Annotated in this window: 17 protein-coding genes; 8 read left to right on the top strand and 9 right to left on the bottom strand. The window is 46.7% G+C overall.

Annotated features, from left to right (window positions below):
* Window positions 1-63: 63 nt before the first annotated feature.
* Window positions 64-807, bottom strand: coding sequence for a hypothetical protein (locus GWK48_RS08165; RefSeq protein ID WP_174631256.1), 744 nt, complete (start codon window positions 805-807; stop codon window positions 64-66).
* Window positions 804-1,463 carry a ParA family protein gene (locus tag GWK48_RS08160; RefSeq protein ID WP_174631254.1) on the bottom strand — a complete coding sequence of 220 codons (660 nt, stop codon included), beginning with the start codon at window positions 1,461-1,463 and terminating at the stop codon, window positions 804-806. The genes GWK48_RS08165 and GWK48_RS08160 overlap by 4 nt, the downstream gene beginning before the upstream one ends.
* Window positions 1,464-1,600: 137 nt before the next feature.
* Here GWK48_RS08160 and segC point away from each other — a divergent pair, with 137 nt between their 5' ends.
* Window positions 1,601-2,086 carry a SegC family DNA-binding protein gene (gene segC, locus GWK48_RS08155; protein WP_174631252.1) on the top strand — a complete coding sequence of 162 codons (486 nt, stop codon included), beginning with the start codon at window positions 1,601-1,603 and terminating at the stop codon, window positions 2,084-2,086.
* On the opposite strand, the gene GWK48_RS08150 is transcribed toward segC, so the two are convergent.
* The gene (locus GWK48_RS08150; RefSeq protein ID WP_174631250.1) at window positions 2,057-3,061 is read right to left on the bottom strand and encodes a (Fe-S)-binding protein; all 1,005 of its coding nucleotides are present in this window, start codon (window positions 3,059-3,061) and stop codon (window positions 2,057-2,059) included. The genes segC and GWK48_RS08150 overlap by 30 nt on opposite strands.
* Complete coding sequence (locus GWK48_RS08145) at window positions 3,052-4,425, bottom strand: FAD-binding oxidoreductase (RefSeq protein WP_425487500.1); 1,374 nt, start codon at window positions 4,423-4,425, stop codon at window positions 3,052-3,054. The genes GWK48_RS08150 and GWK48_RS08145 overlap by 10 nt, the downstream gene beginning before the upstream one ends.
* Window positions 4,426-4,467: 42 nt before the next feature.
* Here GWK48_RS08145 and GWK48_RS08140 point away from each other — a divergent pair, with 42 nt between their 5' ends.
* Together GWK48_RS08140 and GWK48_RS08135 are read left to right on the top strand one after the other, a co-directional pair.
* On the top strand, window positions 4,468-5,484 hold the full coding sequence (locus GWK48_RS08140; protein WP_174631246.1) for an FAD-binding oxidoreductase: 1,017 nt from the start codon (window positions 4,468-4,470) through the stop codon (window positions 5,482-5,484).
* 89 nt (window positions 5,485-5,573) lie between these two features.
* The gene (locus tag GWK48_RS08135) at window positions 5,574-6,503 is read left to right on the top strand and encodes an AbrB/MazE/SpoVT family DNA-binding domain-containing protein (RefSeq protein ID WP_174631244.1); all 930 of its coding nucleotides are present in this window, start codon (window positions 5,574-5,576) and stop codon (window positions 6,501-6,503) included.
* On the opposite strand, the gene GWK48_RS08130 is transcribed toward GWK48_RS08135, so the two are convergent.
* On the bottom strand, window positions 6,466-6,759 hold the full coding sequence (locus tag GWK48_RS08130; RefSeq protein WP_174631242.1) for a hypothetical protein: 294 nt from the start codon (window positions 6,757-6,759) through the stop codon (window positions 6,466-6,468). The genes GWK48_RS08135 and GWK48_RS08130 overlap by 38 nt on opposite strands.
* Before the next feature lie 211 nt (window positions 6,760-6,970).
* On the opposite strand from GWK48_RS08130, the gene GWK48_RS08125 reads away from it, so the two are divergent.
* A complete protein-coding gene (locus tag GWK48_RS08125; RefSeq protein ID WP_425487475.1) occupies window positions 6,971-7,825 on the top strand; it encodes a sulfite exporter TauE/SafE family protein in 855 nt (284 codons plus the stop codon).
* Window positions 7,826-8,209, top strand: a complete 384-nt coding sequence (locus GWK48_RS08120) for a DUF1634 domain-containing protein (RefSeq protein WP_174631240.1) — start codon at window positions 7,826-7,828, stop codon at window positions 8,207-8,209.
* A gap of 21 nt (window positions 8,210-8,230) precedes the next feature.
* Here GWK48_RS08120 and queC read toward each other — a convergent pair whose 3' ends face one another.
* A complete protein-coding gene (queC, locus tag GWK48_RS08115) occupies window positions 8,231-9,619 on the bottom strand; it encodes a 7-cyano-7-deazaguanine synthase QueC (RefSeq protein ID WP_174631238.1) in 1,389 nt (462 codons plus the stop codon).
* 178 nt (window positions 9,620-9,797) lie between these two features.
* Window positions 9,798-12,020, bottom strand: a complete 2,223-nt coding sequence (locus tag GWK48_RS08110; protein WP_174632689.1) for a DEAD/DEAH box helicase — start codon at window positions 12,018-12,020, stop codon at window positions 9,798-9,800.
* Between the two features lie 36 nt (window positions 12,021-12,056).
* On the opposite strand from GWK48_RS08110, the gene GWK48_RS08105 reads away from it, so the two are divergent.
* A complete protein-coding gene (locus GWK48_RS08105) occupies window positions 12,057-12,260 on the top strand; it encodes a hypothetical protein (protein WP_174631231.1) in 204 nt (67 codons plus the stop codon).
* A 1,302-nt stretch (window positions 12,261-13,562) separates the two neighbouring features.
* Here GWK48_RS08105 and GWK48_RS11765 read toward each other — a convergent pair.
* Complete coding sequence (locus tag GWK48_RS11765; RefSeq protein ID WP_343043977.1) at window positions 13,563-13,784, bottom strand: hypothetical protein; 222 nt, start codon at window positions 13,782-13,784, stop codon at window positions 13,563-13,565.
* A 693-nt stretch (window positions 13,785-14,477) separates the two neighbouring features.
* On the opposite strand from GWK48_RS11765, the gene GWK48_RS08095 reads away from it, so the two are divergent.
* Window positions 14,478-14,927, top strand: a complete 450-nt coding sequence (locus tag GWK48_RS08095; RefSeq protein ID WP_174632687.1) for a conjugal transfer protein — start codon at window positions 14,478-14,480, stop codon at window positions 14,925-14,927.
* 16 nt (window positions 14,928-14,943) lie between these two features.
* Here the strand turns inward: GWK48_RS08095 and GWK48_RS08090 are convergent, their stop codons facing one another.
* Window positions 14,944-16,092, bottom strand: a complete 1,149-nt coding sequence (locus tag GWK48_RS08090; RefSeq protein ID WP_174631229.1) for an RNA-guided endonuclease TnpB family protein — start codon at window positions 16,090-16,092, stop codon at window positions 14,944-14,946.
* Window positions 16,093-16,182: 90 nt separating this feature from the next.
* Here GWK48_RS08090 and GWK48_RS08085 point away from each other — a divergent pair, with 90 nt between their 5' ends.
* Window positions 16,183-17,160: a conjugal transfer protein gene (locus tag GWK48_RS08085; RefSeq protein ID WP_174631227.1), complete on the top strand. Its 978-nt coding sequence runs from the start codon at window positions 16,183-16,185 to the stop codon at window positions 17,158-17,160.
* Window positions 17,161-17,169: the final 9 nt, after the last annotated feature.

Here is a 17,169-nt window from a genome sequence, read left to right as displayed (position 1 = left end):
TAAACAAGTAGAAATCTAAAATTAGTTAAGAGAAATCTAAAATTAGTTAAGTTGCGGAACAGTCTATCTAAGTAGTCCCTTATCTTTCGCTATTTTCTCGGCCTTGGAATAAAGATCAGGGAAAAGTTGTCTCATACCTATCTCCAATGCGTCTTTCGCCATTTTGCTCATTTTGAACCCTGGCTTAGTATGAAACAGGTATTGAAGGACCATGTAACTCGGATAGCTCCATACACCTATTTTTGGATCCTTATCCAGAAAGTTTCCCATTAACTTCTCGACTTCGTCTATGCCAGAGGACGGGGTCTCCGTATTTTCCTGGGCGTCATCCCTAGGTGGGAGGTCGGGCTTTACGTTTCCGATTGTAACGACGTTTAATTCTACTTCATGTATATTTGGTCTCTCTACGCTCTCTCCACTCTGCACTCTTCCCTCCGTTCTCTTCTCTACGCTCTCTCCACTCTGCACTCTTCCCTCCGTTCTCTTCTCTACGCTCTCTCCACTCTGCACTCTTCCCTCCGTTCTCTTCTCTACGCTCTCTCCACTCTGCACTCTTCCCTCCGTTCTCTTCTCTACGCTCTCTCCACTCTGCACTCTTCCCTCCGTTCTCTTCTCTACGCTCTCTCCACTCTGCACTCTTCCCTCCGTTCTCTTCTCTACGCTCTCTCCACTCTGCACTCTTCCCTCCGTTCTCTTCTCTACGCTCTCTCCACTCTGCACTCTTCCCTCCGTTCTCTTCTCTACGCTCTCTCCACTCTTCTGTTCATCCTTCTTTTTCCGCTTAAGTAAAAAATCTAGTTCGCTCACTCCAATACCACCTTACCTAGTTCCTCGTAGAGTTTTCCTATCCTAGCCTTCTTGAATCTCACTTCCTCATATCTTGATGCAGGTACTCCAAGTCTAGAGGATTCAGAGAAGAGTTTAGACGGCGGTATGGCGACGTGCACGAACTTGACAGACTTTAGCTCAAGCTCTACAGCTTTCTTGGACATGTTTGTGAAAGCAGACGCGGATTTCCCTAGACTCTGTAGTCTAGAGTCTAAGTTCCTTACAGCCTCCATAGCCAAGGGTTGGGGAGTAACGGGGGATATGACCTTATCCGCCGCAATCATGGAGGCAACTGCCAAGGTTCCCAGGTTAGGCGGAGTATCTATTACTAACACGTCGTAATCCTTTCCTAACGCCTTTATCTCCTTGACCACATCCTCCACCTCACCGCCGAGCTCTAGCTTAAGGAGACCTAAGTGGGCTGGGAAAACCTCCACGTTAAATATATTGACGCTTTTCCCTCCGATGGGAAACTCCCTCTTATCCCTCCTAATACCAAAGGAGAACGAGGTTCCCCCTTCTGGATCCATGTCCAGAAGACCTACGTTCTTGTCTTTAGCCATAATGTATGCTAGGTTTACAGCAGTCGTAGTCTTCCCTACTCCTCCCTTCTGATTAATGACCGTTACAATCATGTCTAGAGTATTCACAGAATACTTTTAAAAAGGAGAATTCACGATAATATGGATTTCATTTACAAAAATACTTAAATTAATAATAATAACTTAAACTATCGTAATGTATATATATTAGATACTTAAAGAGTATAAACATGTATGTTCTCGAAAGGGACGTGATCCGGGCTTATTTCAACGCCAATGCGTTCTCTGAGATCGTCATGAAAAGACCATTAGGGCCTGAGGAAATAGGGGGCATGTTCATATCCATGAAAAGGGACTACCCAGTTGTTGGTAAGAATTTAGGGGTAGCATTTCTTAGGTTAGGCTTAGATGCAATAAAGTGGTTCCTCCCCTCAGGTTCGGTGGCTATGGCTAAAGCAAAACTTTTTGCACTACCCGTTCCTTACAGGAGGCAGATTTGCATAGGATGTGACTGGGGGATTGCCGTTAGGGCCTCAGAGAGTGGGGTAGATCTTCAGGATCTAAGGGAAGCCAGGGAGTGTCCTAGGATCTACGTGAGCAATGAAATAGGGAAGGAAGTTCTGGAAGTTGCGCAAGAGAACGGGTATGACCTAGAGAGGGAGAGGGAAAGGGCCAGGCTAGAGATCTTAACTGCCATGGGACAGGATATCGGCTAGATGAACGGGTTTAAGTCCCTTAAAGGCCAGGGCTATAGAACACACTGGGTTGGTTGACAAGACCAACTCAGTACCTGATTTTCTAACCTTTCTAGCTTTCTCCTCCATGACCTGGTCAGCTATTTCAGGATGGAAGATGAAATAGCCTCCGCCTGCACCGCACTCAAAGGACGGTTCGTCCATCTCTCTGACCTTTACGTTAAGTCTTTTCAACACCTCTCTGGTAACCTTGGTCAACCCCACAAGGTTAGCATGGCACGGATCGTGGACCGTTAACTCAATGTCCACCCTTTTTTCCTTAATATGCTTCAGAGCGAACTCGGAGAAGTCCTCAATCTCAAGCCCCATTTCCTTCATGTGGGCTGAACAGTTCGCTGAGAGGGAGACTACTCTCTTACCCTGAAACCTAGACCTCAGCCTCTCGATCAACAAACTGCTTCTCCCTTTCTCCCCCTCACTATAGTGAGAAAGCCCGCAGCACCCGTTGACTATCTCCACCTTGTAACCTAACGACTTAATGAAATTTAATGCGTTCTCCACGGTTTTCCTGAACGAGATTGACGTAACGCACCCGGGGAACAACAGTAGGTCTGGGGTCTCCTCTCTATACTCTAGAGGTTCGCTTGGATCAGGTAGAAAGGTCCTTATTCTGCTCAAGAGCCTGGAGTTGGTACCCCTGGCCGACCTAATTATCTTGTATGCAAGTGCTGGATTCTCCATTACGAGGTTCACGGCGAACTTAAGGGGTGTAGGCCTTCTAACGTTATGGAGGAGCTTTCCGTATTCCACTCCGCTGGGACAGGCCAGCTCGCATCTCCTGCAAAACATGCAGGTCTCTATCCCTTCAGTGGGAACACCGAGCTTTACGGCAGTTATCCTACCCCTTGGGGAATGTACCTCAGACCTGGTCACAACGTATGTAGGACAAGCCTCCAGGCAGAAACCACAGTGGACGCACTGGCTCTCTAGTCCCATTCCCACATCCACCTCGTGACTTCGTTTATTGGGGTACAACCGCCGAGTAATTTGCACGGATTTATGAGGTTCTCTGGATCAAAGGCGCTCTTTACCCTCCTTAATACCTCCAATTCCGTCTCTGTGTAAAAGAGGTCCATGAACTTGAGCTTTTCGATTCCTATCCCGTGTTCACCTGATGGTACGCCACCGTGGGATAGGGCAAGTTTCATGATTTCCGAGCTCGCCTCTAAGGCCTGCTTGAGACTTTCAGGTCTGTTTGGATCGTAAGGTATCAGGGGGTGAAGGTTCCCGTCCCCCGCATGAAATACGTTGGCTACGAACACCCTCTTCGTCTCTGAGATCCTGGATATTCCCGTAAGTACCTCTGGTAGGGCCACCCTGGGAACGTTACAGTCCAACGTTAGGTAGGCAGGGGACACCACGCCCATCGCTGGGAAGGCCCCCTTCCTGGCGTTCCATATCCTCTCACCATTTTGTGAGGGTAAAGTCTCACCCCCCAAGTTCCTTATTACGTTGAGCACTAACCTTTCCTGTTCCCTAACCGAGTCCTCGCTTCCGTCCAACTCTATGAGTAGGAGGGCCTCTACGTCTGGTAGTCCTGCCTTGTATCTACTTTTTTCCACCACTCTTATGGCGTTTTTATCCATCATCTCCAACGCTGAGGGTATTACTCCGGTCCTGAATATTCCCACCACCGCGTCTCCCGCGTCCTTTACGCTGTTGAAGGTAGCGAATACGCTTACCTTTGACTGGGGTTTTGGAAACAACCTCAAGGTAGCCCTTAGGATAGCCCCGAGGGTCCCCTCTGCTCCTATGAAAATAGGAAGGGGGGAGAGGAAAGGCCCTGCGGTCAAGTCCTCCACCGATCCGTTGGGGAGAATCACCCTTAACCCAAGGACGCTGTTGGACGTAGGACCATACTTTACGACATGGACGCCTCCAGAGTCATGGGAGACGTTACCTCCTATGGAAGACACAGTGTAACTCGATGGGTCTGGAGCGTAAAACAGGTGAGGGGGAGCGTTTCTAGTCACCATCACGTTGGCAATACCAGGGCCAACCTCGATCTCCAGTCCATCTACCCTATGGACTCTATTCAATCTGGTCATGGAAACAACGACCTCGTTGTTAATAGGTACTGTGGCCCCGCTTAGACTAGTCCCAGTCCCCCTTATGAGAAACTTCTTCCTCCTTTCTAGGAGTAACCTTATCACTTTGACTGCCTGTTCCTCATCTCCAGGGAGGACTACAAGAGAGGGCTCGGCCTCCACTGCGGTGAAACCGTCATAGGAGTATAGTCTCCTGTCCTCCCCTGAAATAACCCAATTCTCCCCGACTATGGAAGCCAACTCGTCAACAATATTCATCAATTTAAAGATTTGGATACACCAATACTAAAGCGTATGTGGATCGATGAGCTTGAGAAGATCACCAAGGTACGTGTGCTGAATAGAGAAGACTCTAGACCTAGAGCTTTAGTGGAGCCCAGTAGCGAGGAGGAAGTTTCAGAGGTCATCCACCTCCTTTCCTCCGAGGGGCTTAAGGGCCATTTTATCGGTACTGGGACTCACCACATAGGAGAGAGGGTAGAAGCTGACGTGTACTTATCTATGTCCTTCTTCACTGGGTTAAGGGAAGCATCCATGGCTGACCTCTACGTCAAAGTTGGAGCCGGTACACTATTCAAGGACCTAAACGCAGCGCTAAGGCGTGAGCAGATGTGGCTACCCTTTGCCTATCACGGGTCAGTCGGGGGCTTCGCCTCCTTGAACATCCCTGACCACTTCAGTCTTTTCTATGGATACCCGAGGGACTGGCTACTGGGGGCTAGGATAGTTACGGGCAAAGGTGAGGTAATCAACACCGGGAGCAAGAACCCAAAGTTCTCTTCTGGTTACAAGATATGGAAAGCTATGTCTGGATCTCTAGGTAAACTGGGAGGGTACCTGGAGATCACGCTTAAGACAGTGCCTCTACCTGAGGAGGTAGTGCCTGTGGAGGTTAAGTACGAACAGGTCGCGGACGTGATTTCAAGGGGTGCACATGGGATAACCCTGTTAAAAGCTGATCGAGAGACCATCGTGGCGTGGTTCGCAGGTCACTCCAGCTACGTTAGGAGGTCAATTGAGAACTTCAGGGTAGCTGAGGTAGAGGAGTGCTCAGGAGACAGGGTAAATTCAGTACTGACAGCAAGGGGTAAGGAGATAGAGGTAGCCCGGCGCTTGAAGGGCGAGTGTATAGTTTCATATTACGGCACCGGATACTCTAGAGTCTTCAATGGGGAGGAATTGGAGGAACTGAGGAGTAAGGGATATACAGCGTATGGGGAGAAGGGTTGCACGAAGGACTGTCTTCCTTCACTCGGGCAAGCTTTTCATCTCCTAAAATCGGCATTGGACCCAGAAGGTGTCCTAGTCTAACTGGTTTGCAAAATATACTCATTTAAATAAACATGTTTGTTTATCTAGCCAATCATAAGCTTTTAAACAACTATTTATCCATATGAATTATGGACGTTAGAAGGCTTCAGAAAATTAAGGGAGGGAGCTACATTATCTCCTTACCTAGTCAATGGGTAAGGAAGATGAACTTGGACGTCAAGAGCGAACTGAAGGTATACGAGGTTTTCGACGGCTTGAAAATAAGACCCCCCTTAAAGCCATCCCTGGAAAAAGAGTTACCGTTGACCAATTTGGAAACGACCAAGTATCTTATCGTCACGTACTATATGCAAGGCGTCGAAAGGATTGTGGTCAAGTCCAGTTCTGTCATTCCCTTGGAGGCTAAGAAAGAGTTAAGGGAACTCCAGCTTCAATGTTATGGTCTTGAGGTGGAATCGGAAACCTTTGACAGTATTTCGTTCAAGGTAAACGTCAAAGTAGACGGTGACCTAAACGGGTCTATGAAGTCCTTTGTGATCAAGATCAACTCCATCCTGAGCGACGTGGAGCTTCTGCTGTCAAACTTCAGCCCAGAAATGAGGGAGGACCTCCTTGCAAGGGTCTCCATCCTAAACAAGGACTACAGGTTGCTCATAAGACAAATAGCTGTTGGAGTACAGAGAGACGATGAGATTAACTTTAAGATGCAGACTAAGGACGTGATCCTTTTCGCAATCACCATGAGAGATCTGGGAAGGTTCATCACTCATCTTACCCTCTTCCTCAAGGAGTTGAGAGGTGAGGAAATACTTAGACTCACCCCCAGCTTTCAGCTTCTACGGGAGATGTTCGTAATGTCAACCAACATGTTCCTGACGGAGGACCTCTCACCCATGGCAAAGATCAGGGAGGGATTCAGGAGATTGGAGGACGATGCCCCTAAGACGGAAAGCGGGAGGGAACTAGTAAAGATGGGATCATATTGTGTGGCAATAATGGACAACGCTGTCAACAAGAGCGTTAGGCTCTTTGACGTGCCTCCTTCTGAAGGTTCTTGAGCAGTTCCTGGGTTATATCGTCCCCTAGATTCGACCCCAGTTCACGGGATTTGTCCTCGCTAAGGACGAGAATAGTTAAGTTGAAGCTCTCACCATACTTGTAAACTTCGTCCAGTACTGCATCAACGAGTTTTGACTTCTGACTACAGCTAGCGTTCATAAAACCTACGAATGTCACCTGGTCCTCCATTTTAAAGGCCCTAGCTCCCTTCACCAGCTCTTTGAACTTCATAAAACCGGCTGTTATTCCGTCCATACAATATATAGTCTATAGTAGGGTATAAAAGTATATTAACAAACATTGAGCAATATGCTCTAATATTATGAATAAAAATATCTAAGCTAAAGAGATAATTGTATAAACTTTTGCGTCGATTTAAATTTAAAAATAAAAATTGAATATTTTCTAGAGTAACCTGATATGGGATGATTTTAAAAATACTCGGAGTTTACTCTCTTTGATAATCATGAGTGTAATACTAACTTTTTTACTTATACTTATATTCAGTATTCTGGCAGGTTTCTTGGGATCCTTGACCGGGCTGGGCGGAGGAACAGTCCTAGTCCCCATCCTAACGTTGTATTTGGGTATACCAATTATTTACGCAACTGGTTCAAGTCTAATCTCTACCATAGCTACATCTAGCGGTTCTGCCTCAGCTTACGTAAAGGAGAGGATAACCAGCGTCAGGATAGGGATCTCCCTTGAAATCGCTACAACAACTGGATCAATAGTTGGGTCGCTCACGGTTGCGTACATATACTCTCTTCATCTAGAATACTTGGTGTACATCGTTTTCGGGATAGTTCTACTTTTCTCCATTTACCCTACTCTCAAGAAGATGTCAGGTGAGTTTCCCTCTCCCCGCCCTCCAGATTGGACCACTAAGCTACTGAACCTTTACGGTGAGTATTACGATCCGGCTAACAATACCACGGTAAAATATTGGGGAGTGAGGTGGTGGCTAGGACTCATAGTAATGTTCTTCGCAGGTTTTATCTCCGGGCTCTTGGGGATCGGTTCTGGAGCCCTCAAGGTATTGGGCATGGACTACGCCATGAACCTACCCATGAAGGTCACGACTACAACAAGCAACTTTATGATAGGAGTGACTGCAGCGACTGGTAGCGGGATCTATTGGGCTTTAGGTTACATCCAGCCCTTCCTAGCTGCCCCGACAGCCATAGGCGTTCTGGTTGGATCCTTGGTCGGTACGAGGGTTTTGGTTAGATTGAAGAATAAGAGAATCAGGGCGGTGTTTTTGGTGATCTTAGGCTTCCTAGGAATTCAAATGATATTGAGAGGTTTAGGGGTGTTTTGAGTGGAGATAGAGGACGTAATTAGTTACTCGCTTATTATCGGGGTAGTCCTCAGCATAGCGTTAGTTGTAGCTGGGGTCGCTTTACTCTTTGTGCATGGAGGGGGCCAAGGACTAACTATTAGTCAGATAGGGAGCGTGAAATCTCCTGTGAACACTTCCACCACGACCCCAACTAAGGTGTTCTCTGGGATTCCAAAGTTGGACGGTCTATCGTTCATATACCTAGGGCTTATGGTTCTTATTGCGACTCCAGTAATCAGGGTGGCCCTGTTGGTAGCCGACTTCATGAAAAATAAGGACGTATTATACACTGTAATATCAGCGGTTGTATTAATTAATATATTGATTGCCATTTTCATAGTCCCTATTTTAATAAGGAAATGAGGATCGAGGAAATTGCTACTATTAAGATTCGTACTCAACCGGGTCTTTGACTCCGTTGATCTGGAAAGCAGTTTTCCTCATGTAACACGGTCCGCATTTTCCACAGTGCTTATCTCCACCCTCGTAGCAGCTCCACGTTAAGTCGAGAGGCGCACCAATCTGTAACCCTAACTTAACTATCTCATGCTTCACCAGGTTCCCCACTGGCATAACGACCTCAACCCTTTTGTCAGGTCCCACAGCGTAAGGAGAGAGCCTCTGAAACATCCTCACGAATTCCATCTCGTTGTCAGGATATGCACCTGCTTCCTCCAGGTTCACACCTGATGCGATGGCACTGAAACCCTTCGCTTCTGCTATCGCCAAAGCTACGGTGAAAAATATGGCGTTCCTAGCGGGGACCCACTCATGGGCAAACTCAGCGCCTTCCTGGCCTTTCCGGTCCTTGACTATCTCTCCTCCCCCTTTGAGTAGGGTAGTGTTACCTATCATGGAGAACAAGTCCGTGTTGACCTCAATCACATCTACGTTAAGTCGAGAGGCTATCTTCCTTACTGCTTCCCTCTCCCTCTCTTCAGCCTTGTGCCTGTAGTTGAAATGGAGGAGGGTCACCTCATATCCATCCCTTATCATTTTGGTCGCTGCTACGGTGGAGTCTAGGCCCCCACTGGCTATGACTAGAGCTCTCTTTTTCAGTTCCGGTCTTAGGTTGAGCGTTCTCATCTCCTTGGAATTTGTTACCTCAACTAAGGAGTAAGGTTCGAGCTTCCTGACGTTTACCATATCGAAAGGTCCTGCCTGAAAGTAGTCGTCCAGGGAACTGAAGAACAGGGCCCCCAACCCGAAGTCGTAAGCCATGTAAAGGGGTTTAAAGTTCTGTGCTAGGAACAGTCTATCTGGTCTCTCCTTGTCTGCGATCACCAGGGCGTAACTGCCCTTGACCCTCCCCAGGACGTCCCTCAGACCTTCAATGGAGCCGTCCCATATCTTGTCTAGGAGTGGCGGTAGGACTGCACTATCTATATTGGTCACTCTTTCAAGTTCATACTTCTTCTCCAGTTCATGGTCGTTGGCTATTATCCCGTTGTGCGTAACTATGAACCTCTTCCCCACGAAGGGTTGGATGTCCTTTTCGCCCTTATACTTCACGAACTCCGTCGTCGGTTCAGCCCTGTTGTTCGCTACGATGACAGTGGTGTCTTCCTTGACGAAGCCTGACAACTTCTCCAAGTTCTGGGAAGGTCTCCCTATTGACTTCGTTACGTGGACTCTCCCATCCCTGGAGAGGGTCACCACTCCAAAGCTGTCCCTACCCCTATCCTCAGCTTTGGTAAGTATCTTTACGAACTTCCTCTCTATTTCTTCGTATTTCGAGTGGTCCAGGATTAGTACTCCAGATACGCTACACACTCTTGCTACCTAGACAATGAGGTAACCGGGGGCCAATTTAACTTTATCCTATTGACCCTACAAACTAGCATTTATGTCTAAACACGTCTGACGGAAGGTAGATGAAACTTAGGTAAAGGGCAGGACCCGTAGACCTAGGAGAGCCCCTTCTCAGTAGCTGGGTATTATGTGGGGCTGACTACCTCACGCTTTCCCCTTTAGGTGAGTCGTCTTCTACTTCATTTCCCTTAAGTACGAGGTCGATCAGCCTCATGGACTTCCTCCTTGATAAGACCCTATTGTTATTACCGCAGTATGGGTCATAGACACACTTCGGACATCCGTCCTCACAGTCGCAGTTCTTCACTATGTCCAAGGCTATGTCATACGCAGATTCCAGCCTCTGGTAAAGCAGTCGAGAGACGCCGCTCCCTCCAATGGTAGAGTCATAGATCACCACGTGTCCTGATGGGTAGCTAATTCCTGACAGGTCAGTCATAGAGGCACCGGCCACAACTCTTCCAGCAGATATGAGGACGTGCTCCGTGGCGTGATAGGCCTCCATTGAGGACATCAGGTCCCACTCTTCAACAGCAGGATGTTTTATGATCAACCCCTTTGTTTTATAGGTAAAGGATATTGGGTCCTCGTACTCGACCCTCCCTCTGGTCCTCTCCTTCCTGGAATACGCGTCGTAGATTACGTATCCGATCACTGAGATTGTCAGGGTCATCTCCCCATATTTTACGGGAAGCCCCAAGACCTTCCTCTCCTCGACCTCAGTAAATTCCCTTAAATCCACCATGTAGAGCGGTTTAGTGTAGTAACCTGGGTCGTCCTTCACCCTGACTACTCTAGCCTCTAGACTCTTCAGGTCCAGTTCCTTCACCTCGTAAGACCTCTTGGATGCTAAGTAGAGAGCCCCGGGGTGTAAGTCATATAGTGCAACTGGTAGTTCCCTCTCCCCGATCTTCTTCCCGTCAGCACTGACTTCCACAACGGGACCTGAACTCCTCAGTGATGTGGACCTTACAAAGTCCCTAGTCCTGCTTGTTGCGTAGAAGGTTCCATGATTCTCTGAGACCACCCCTTCCTGTACCAGCCCCTCCATCGCTTTTACCCATAGGTCGGGTAAATCCTCCCTCTTGAGCCTCATCTTCTCCAGGAGGTAAGAGGCAGCGTGGACCTTGAGGACCTCCATGTTCGTGTTGTCAAAGGTTATAGGGGTGAGCCTCCTCGAGAAGAACTCTTGAGGTCTCCTCAAAAAGTAGCTATCTATTGGGCTGTCCCCTAGGATCGTGAAAATGAAACCGACCCTATTCCTTCTACCGGCTCTCCCTGATCTCTGGACGTATTTGGAGTAGCTCGGAGGGTTCTCAGCCATTATTACTGAGTCAAGGGATCCAATATCTATACCGAGCTCCAGCGTCGGTGTAGCGACCACACCCTGCAAACTCCCGCTCCTCAACTTCTCCTCCACCTCCTCCCTCTCCTCCTTGAGTATTCCCGCCCTGTGAACCGCCAGGTTTGCTCCAAACCTCTCAGCTATCTTTGCCAACCTCTCGGCCATCTGTTGAGAGTCCACGAAGACGAGAGTCTTTAACCCCTCCCTGACCAGAAGACCTGCAAGGTAGGCTGAGAGGGTCCACCTGCTCATCCCGTTTGAGTTCACCAGCGAGTGGATCGCCATCCCCCTTCTCCTGGACACCCCTCTCACCACCTGTCCCTCAACTCCGAACAGCTCGTTGAGTAGGAAGGGGGAAGCCTCGATAGTCCCGCTGGCCCCCACGACGTGAATTTCCCCTTCTATTTCCCTTATCCTGTCTAGGACTCTCCTCAGGTGAGACCCCAACACTCCCTCGTAGACGTGCATTTCATCCACGACGTAGTGTTCAGCTCCCCTTATCAGATGTCTGAAGTCTGGGGACAACGATAGTCCCAAGTGGATCATGTCGGGGTTAGTGATCAGGACCTCTGGGGGGTCTTCGTATATCTTCCTTCTAGTTTCCCTATCCACGTCTCCGTCCAGGACGTTGACACTTACGTCTAGACTTCGGGTGAAGTTGTTAATCCTGCTTAGCTGGTCCCTCGCCAGGGCTTTGGTAGGGTAAATGAGGACACTCCTTTCTCCTTTCATAGCCTTCTCGAGCAAGGGGATAAGGAACGCCTCGGTCTTTCCAGTACCTGTCCCAGATATTATGGCAACGTTCTTGTCCTTGAGGATCAGGCCCATAGCTTCCCATTGGTACCTGTAAAGCCTCTCTATCCCAGAGGCGATTAGGTTTTCCTTCAGTCTCTCGTCAAGGTCAACTTCCTTCACTTCAGGTCCTACTTCAGGGTCTAGCGCAGTCTCCGTATATACGTGGGCTAGGGACGCATTGAATACCTTAAGACCCTCGTTGAGCTTCTCCAGTAAATCCATGTTTGCTTTATAACTCCTCATCTAAAACTAAAAAACATGTCAGAGATTTTGATCAATGAGAGTGAGCTGTCCTCCTATCTGGAGAGGGTGAAAGGAGAACAGAAGGTTAAGATAATAGTAGGAAAGGCCCTGATAACATCCTGTATTCCAGTCATCAAGAAGTACAACTACGCTCTGGTGGACGCAGAGGACCTCCCCAACGATTATTTCAAACTCACTTTAGAGTATAGGGGCTCTTAGGGGGATTTGAGTCTCACCGGATTCCATGTCGTTTGATATTGATCCTTAACCCTAGACACGAGGGTAAAGCGGGGGACTCGCTCTCATCCCCCAAGGGGTGACCCTGACCTACCTGGATAGTGAGAAACCCGGACACCTTGGACTGCCTATAGGGCTTATCTGCATTTCTGATTAGGGCCACATCCAAGGAAGACCCCTTTGCGGTGTATAAAGTCCTTAACAATCCTAACCATGTAAACTTAACGGTCTCACGGAAACCGTTGATCGCGGTTCAATCCGCTCTCTCGTGGAGTTCTCTTCGCTCCTCAGTTGAAATCCGACTCCATCCTTGCCTGAAGAGCGCTGTCACGCCGGAGTTAAGGGTCTAGAAACTGGGAGATCGATAATTAAGGAGAGGAGGGCGTATTTACCTTTTCAAAAAGAAGTCCGACCTCAATCCCTTAAGCCTCTCTGCTATTGGCTCAAATTTGTTCACGGTGGCCGCCTTTGACGGTGAGAAATTTATAACTCCTTCACTGAAGGAGCTATACTTTTGAAATACGGGATGGTTATGAAGCGTTAGGTTCAGTCGTTAGATCCAAAACGTGACCGGAAAGGGAAAATACCTACAGTTCTACCTCAGGAGGGACAGGGTTCTAGGTTACGTTCTTAGGTCTGCTTAGACACTATTAGGTCATACCCCTTAACCACCTTCGCCCTTAGAAGGCTGGAAAAGCAGAAGATGTTCGGGGACTCTAGCAACTCGCTCTTCAAGAAGATTTTCAGAACCTTCTGAGCGACTCTTCATGGAGAGCTTAAGTGCGGACTGTTTTACAAGGTTTCAGCGTAGTCGGGGTAAACCCTGACCTTACCACAAGGCGCAGAGCCCAACCCAAGAGGTCGGCAAGACCTTCGAGTGCCCAGGTCGTTTGTTTAGACTTCACAGACAGTTGAACGTTTACCTGGACATCTGCCTAAGTTTTGGATTCCCTGACGTACAAAGCAACCTGTTTAGTTGGGTCTGGGGTATCCCGATGATGCGGCGAAGGGTGGACGCGGATTGCTAACTCAACCCCCGTGAAGCTTAAGGGTCGAGGACTGATATGAAGACGAAATCCTGTGAAATCCAAATCCCAGGACTTTGCTTAGTAACTTAGAGCATGGCATCAATACTCTTAAGTCCGTTTTATGACGCTCAGGTATAAGTTACTAGTTCTCCAGACCTCCTCTGCTTCCTCAAAAGTTAATATTTTTCTCATTAACTGGGGGGTTAACCAAAAGGAAAACCTTCTTTCCTCATTCGCTGATTGTGCGCACACGAAATTAGTAGATAGAGACGAAAAAGGTTACTGTTACGTAAAGTTTGAGAGTGAGGAAGAACTGGATAGATTCCGATGCGCTTATCAAAGAGGCTAAAGTATGGGAAAGTCTAGAAGTAGACCTTATTATGGGATCCAATCTGCCAAACGTGAATAATACAGTTTTTTGTATCATCACTATCCTTACATCACCCATAACTTCTATTGAAAATTTTAGGATTATCATATTTATCTCTACCTAGCTTTTCCCTGGTGTATTTGAAAGGATCTGTGAGTATTGACAACAGCTTTCCTTGACTAGTCTAATGATTTTAGTATTAGAAAACTCATCTTGTAACTGTTCTTCAAGCTCTTCTGCTTTTTTACCTCCTTCATCATGAACCTTATTCTGTATTTCTCGCTAATTACAATCAGATTTTGAAATTAGATTAAAAAGCTTTTTATTCCCCACTTTATCTTTAATATTGTTACTGTCATAATATCACAGATCCAAGAGGAGTGGACTTACTTCCTCTCCCCTAAAGGATAAGACTTTCCCCAGTGGTGAAAGTCAGAATAAGGATCAAGACAATAGCAGCAATAGCAGAAGTTGAATGCTTCTCAATGAATTTTGGAGTAAATCAAGAAAATCCTTTTAACCTAAAACGTAATAAGGAAATTAGGGGTTTGGCGGGTTAGCTTCCGAGCAAATCTTCATAGCTCCGCGGTAACTCCGTTCATAATCCTTCACCAACCCCAATTCTTCTTATATAAGAACTTATTTAAAGACGTCTTGTTTTTGCTTTATTATTGTTAGTATTGTAACTGTAATAGTATTAGTATCCACATATCGAATCTGACAAAGGAAGGATAAGCCTCGCCATGGAGGAAGTCAGAATAAATATGAAGAGATACAGTGTATGTACTTAGTGAAGTGTTTATGGACAACGTTTACGACTATATCCTCGCACTCCTTAAGGTCGCTAGGGAGGAAAATGCTGAAGTAACTGCTACAAAGCTCCAGAAGATCTTCTTCCTGCTAGAGAAAGAGGAGGGAGTGGATCTAGGGCTCGGCTTTGAGCCATGGCTGTTTGGTCCTTACTCAAAGCTCTTGCAAGACCACATCAACGCGTTAATCGACCTCGGCACGGTTGACGTGGAGGAAGAAGAGGTTAAGGACGTCGTATCGGGTATGACTATAGGGATAAAGAGGAAATACGTAGTGACGGACAATGCCAAAATTGCTAATGTAAAAGAAGATGTGATACAGTTCTTTAAAGCCTGGGTAACAAAGTCTAGAGAGGAAATTCTCACTTATGTTTACAGACGCTACCCGGACTACACTTCATTCTCTGTCATACGGGACAAGCTGACTTCCTCCCCGCCATAAATGGCGAGGGTTCCCCTCATCGATTCGGAGTTACATCTCTCATTTGAGGGGCAGTCGAGAGGGTCAGAGACCCCCTCCCATATAAGTTCATAATTGCAATAACGTCCCTATCGTTCTCATAACCACAACTTGTGCAACGGTAGTATCTATACCCTACTTCCTCCATCTTACTCCCGCACTTTGGGCATTTAGTAGAGGAATAATGAGGGTCAACATACACTACCTTTAACCCATGTTTCTTAGCTTGCCATTCAATCCAATATTGAAGCCTACGGTACTGCACGAGATAAAGTCTATCTCTGAACTCAGAGGGTAACTTCTTCACATTCTTTATGAGGTTGTTCAAGTCCTCTAAGAAGATGGCTGAGACGTTGAAAGACTCAGCTACCTCTGCAATCCATTTACCCACCTTTTTTGCGGAGTCCTCCAAGACGTCCCTAGCCTTCCTGTGATAAGACCTAACCCTGTTGAGGATCCTGTCGTTCTCTTTCCACCTCTTTTCATACTTCTTCTGAAGGGACTCAGCTAATGACTTGTAGTGGTGGGCGTCATCTAATCTTGTGGGTATCCTAACGTACTTTTCATCGTCTTTGCCTACAACGAGTTCAGCCATGTTGATGTCGACTGCGACACCGTCCTTAGCCCCTGGTTCCTTCCAGTCCTTCAGGAATGAGACCTTTAGGTATGCTTTCCCATCCTTTAGCACTAACCTAGCTTCCTTTACTTCCCAGTCCTTGTACTCAGACAAGTTCCTTGGATAGCCTAGTATTGGTAACTCACCGACTCCTGTTATCCTCACGACCATTTTATCGAAATCAATAGAGTAGGACAGCTTTGGTGTTAACCAGACAGAGACTTTGCGTATAGTAGGATACTTACCACGCTTAGGGTTCTTCAACCACGACTTATAGATTGCTATAGCATCCCTATAACAGTCCTGGGCGACTTTAGAGGGTAGGTTGAACTTCTGCCTTAGAGTCTCGTATGTACCGTCGTGTGTCTCTTTCAACAACTTTTTTGGTCTGTTCTCTCTTAGCCATCCTAAAACGAAACGAAGACCTCTCTCATAACTAGATATGAGGTTGAGCAGAGGGGCGGTGGGGGAAACCTTCATAGAGACTGTAGCTCTGATTTCGTTCCCACCCTTTTTAGCCCTCCTGCCCATAAATACAGGTATGAAAAGGAGGTTTATATACCCTCATCCCAGTCCTGAAGGGCGAGGCTTTCCTCAACTTTGTAATTAGGGGAAAGTTAATTGGGGAAGCGTAAGAAGAGGTCAACCTTTTACAACTTTGTTAATGATGGTGAAGGTTTCTTTGAAGAGGCCCAAGCTGCATACGATAGACTGCAAAACAAGGCCAAAGAGGTAAAGAATATCCGAGCTCTAGAAGAGAAAAAGATTTTTTCGATGTCAAGGGCTTATGAGGCTTACTCAAAGGCTTTGTTATCTACTTATGGTGCTATTATACTTATGCCCGTTGCAATCCTTTCTATAGGAGGAAAATCTAGTATAAGGTTTCCTAGACAAATCCAGGAAATAGAAAGCACTTTTAGAGAATTGATTAAACAGGCGACTTCACCCAATATCGTAAGGAAAAAGTTAAGTCATGATCCAATAGGAGGATCTAAAATAGTTGAGCTGCTCAGAGCCTCTAGCGAGTTGTTGAGAAAGCTGGGTCAACCCGAGCTAAAGAACCTCTTTGACGAGGTGAACACATTTATAAAGAAGCCCACTAAAGACAGAAGGTACGAAGATCTCTCTAACTTAAAAAAGAGAATTACAAGTTCGTTTAGACTCAGAGATTTAAACGACAATATAATTAATTTATTGAGAAGTTGCTTATTGCCTAACCCTAATGAAACTACTGGTTACTGTAAAGGGCTGAGCGATAGGGAAAAAGAAATAATTAAAATATTGTTGGATAAACCTTACTTATTGGATGAAATTTTAAGCATAATGGATCTGGGCCTTTACGCGCTCACGGACACGCTCCTATATACAGCTTACCTAGCCCACGCCGCTAAAGGGGTAGCCGCTTATTCCGAAGGCAGAGACGAAAATGATGAGAAGTACTTAGAAGAAACCAGGGATCACCAAAAAGAGATGCTCGAAAACCTAGCTCAAGTGAGTAATGCCCTACATGAGATATCATATAACGATGAGTTCGACGACTTCTTAGCTGATATCAACGAAAAGGCTAGATCTCTGTTAGGGACTGACCAAGATGACTGACAGAGGAAG

It is taken from the genome of Metallosphaera tengchongensis, assembly GCF_013343295.1.
GTDB classification, from domain to species: Archaea; Thermoproteota; Thermoprotei_A; order Sulfolobales; family Sulfolobaceae; genus Metallosphaera; species Metallosphaera tengchongensis.
Note: the sequence above shows the minus strand (reverse complement) of the source record. Positions and strands in the feature narration are given on the sequence as shown.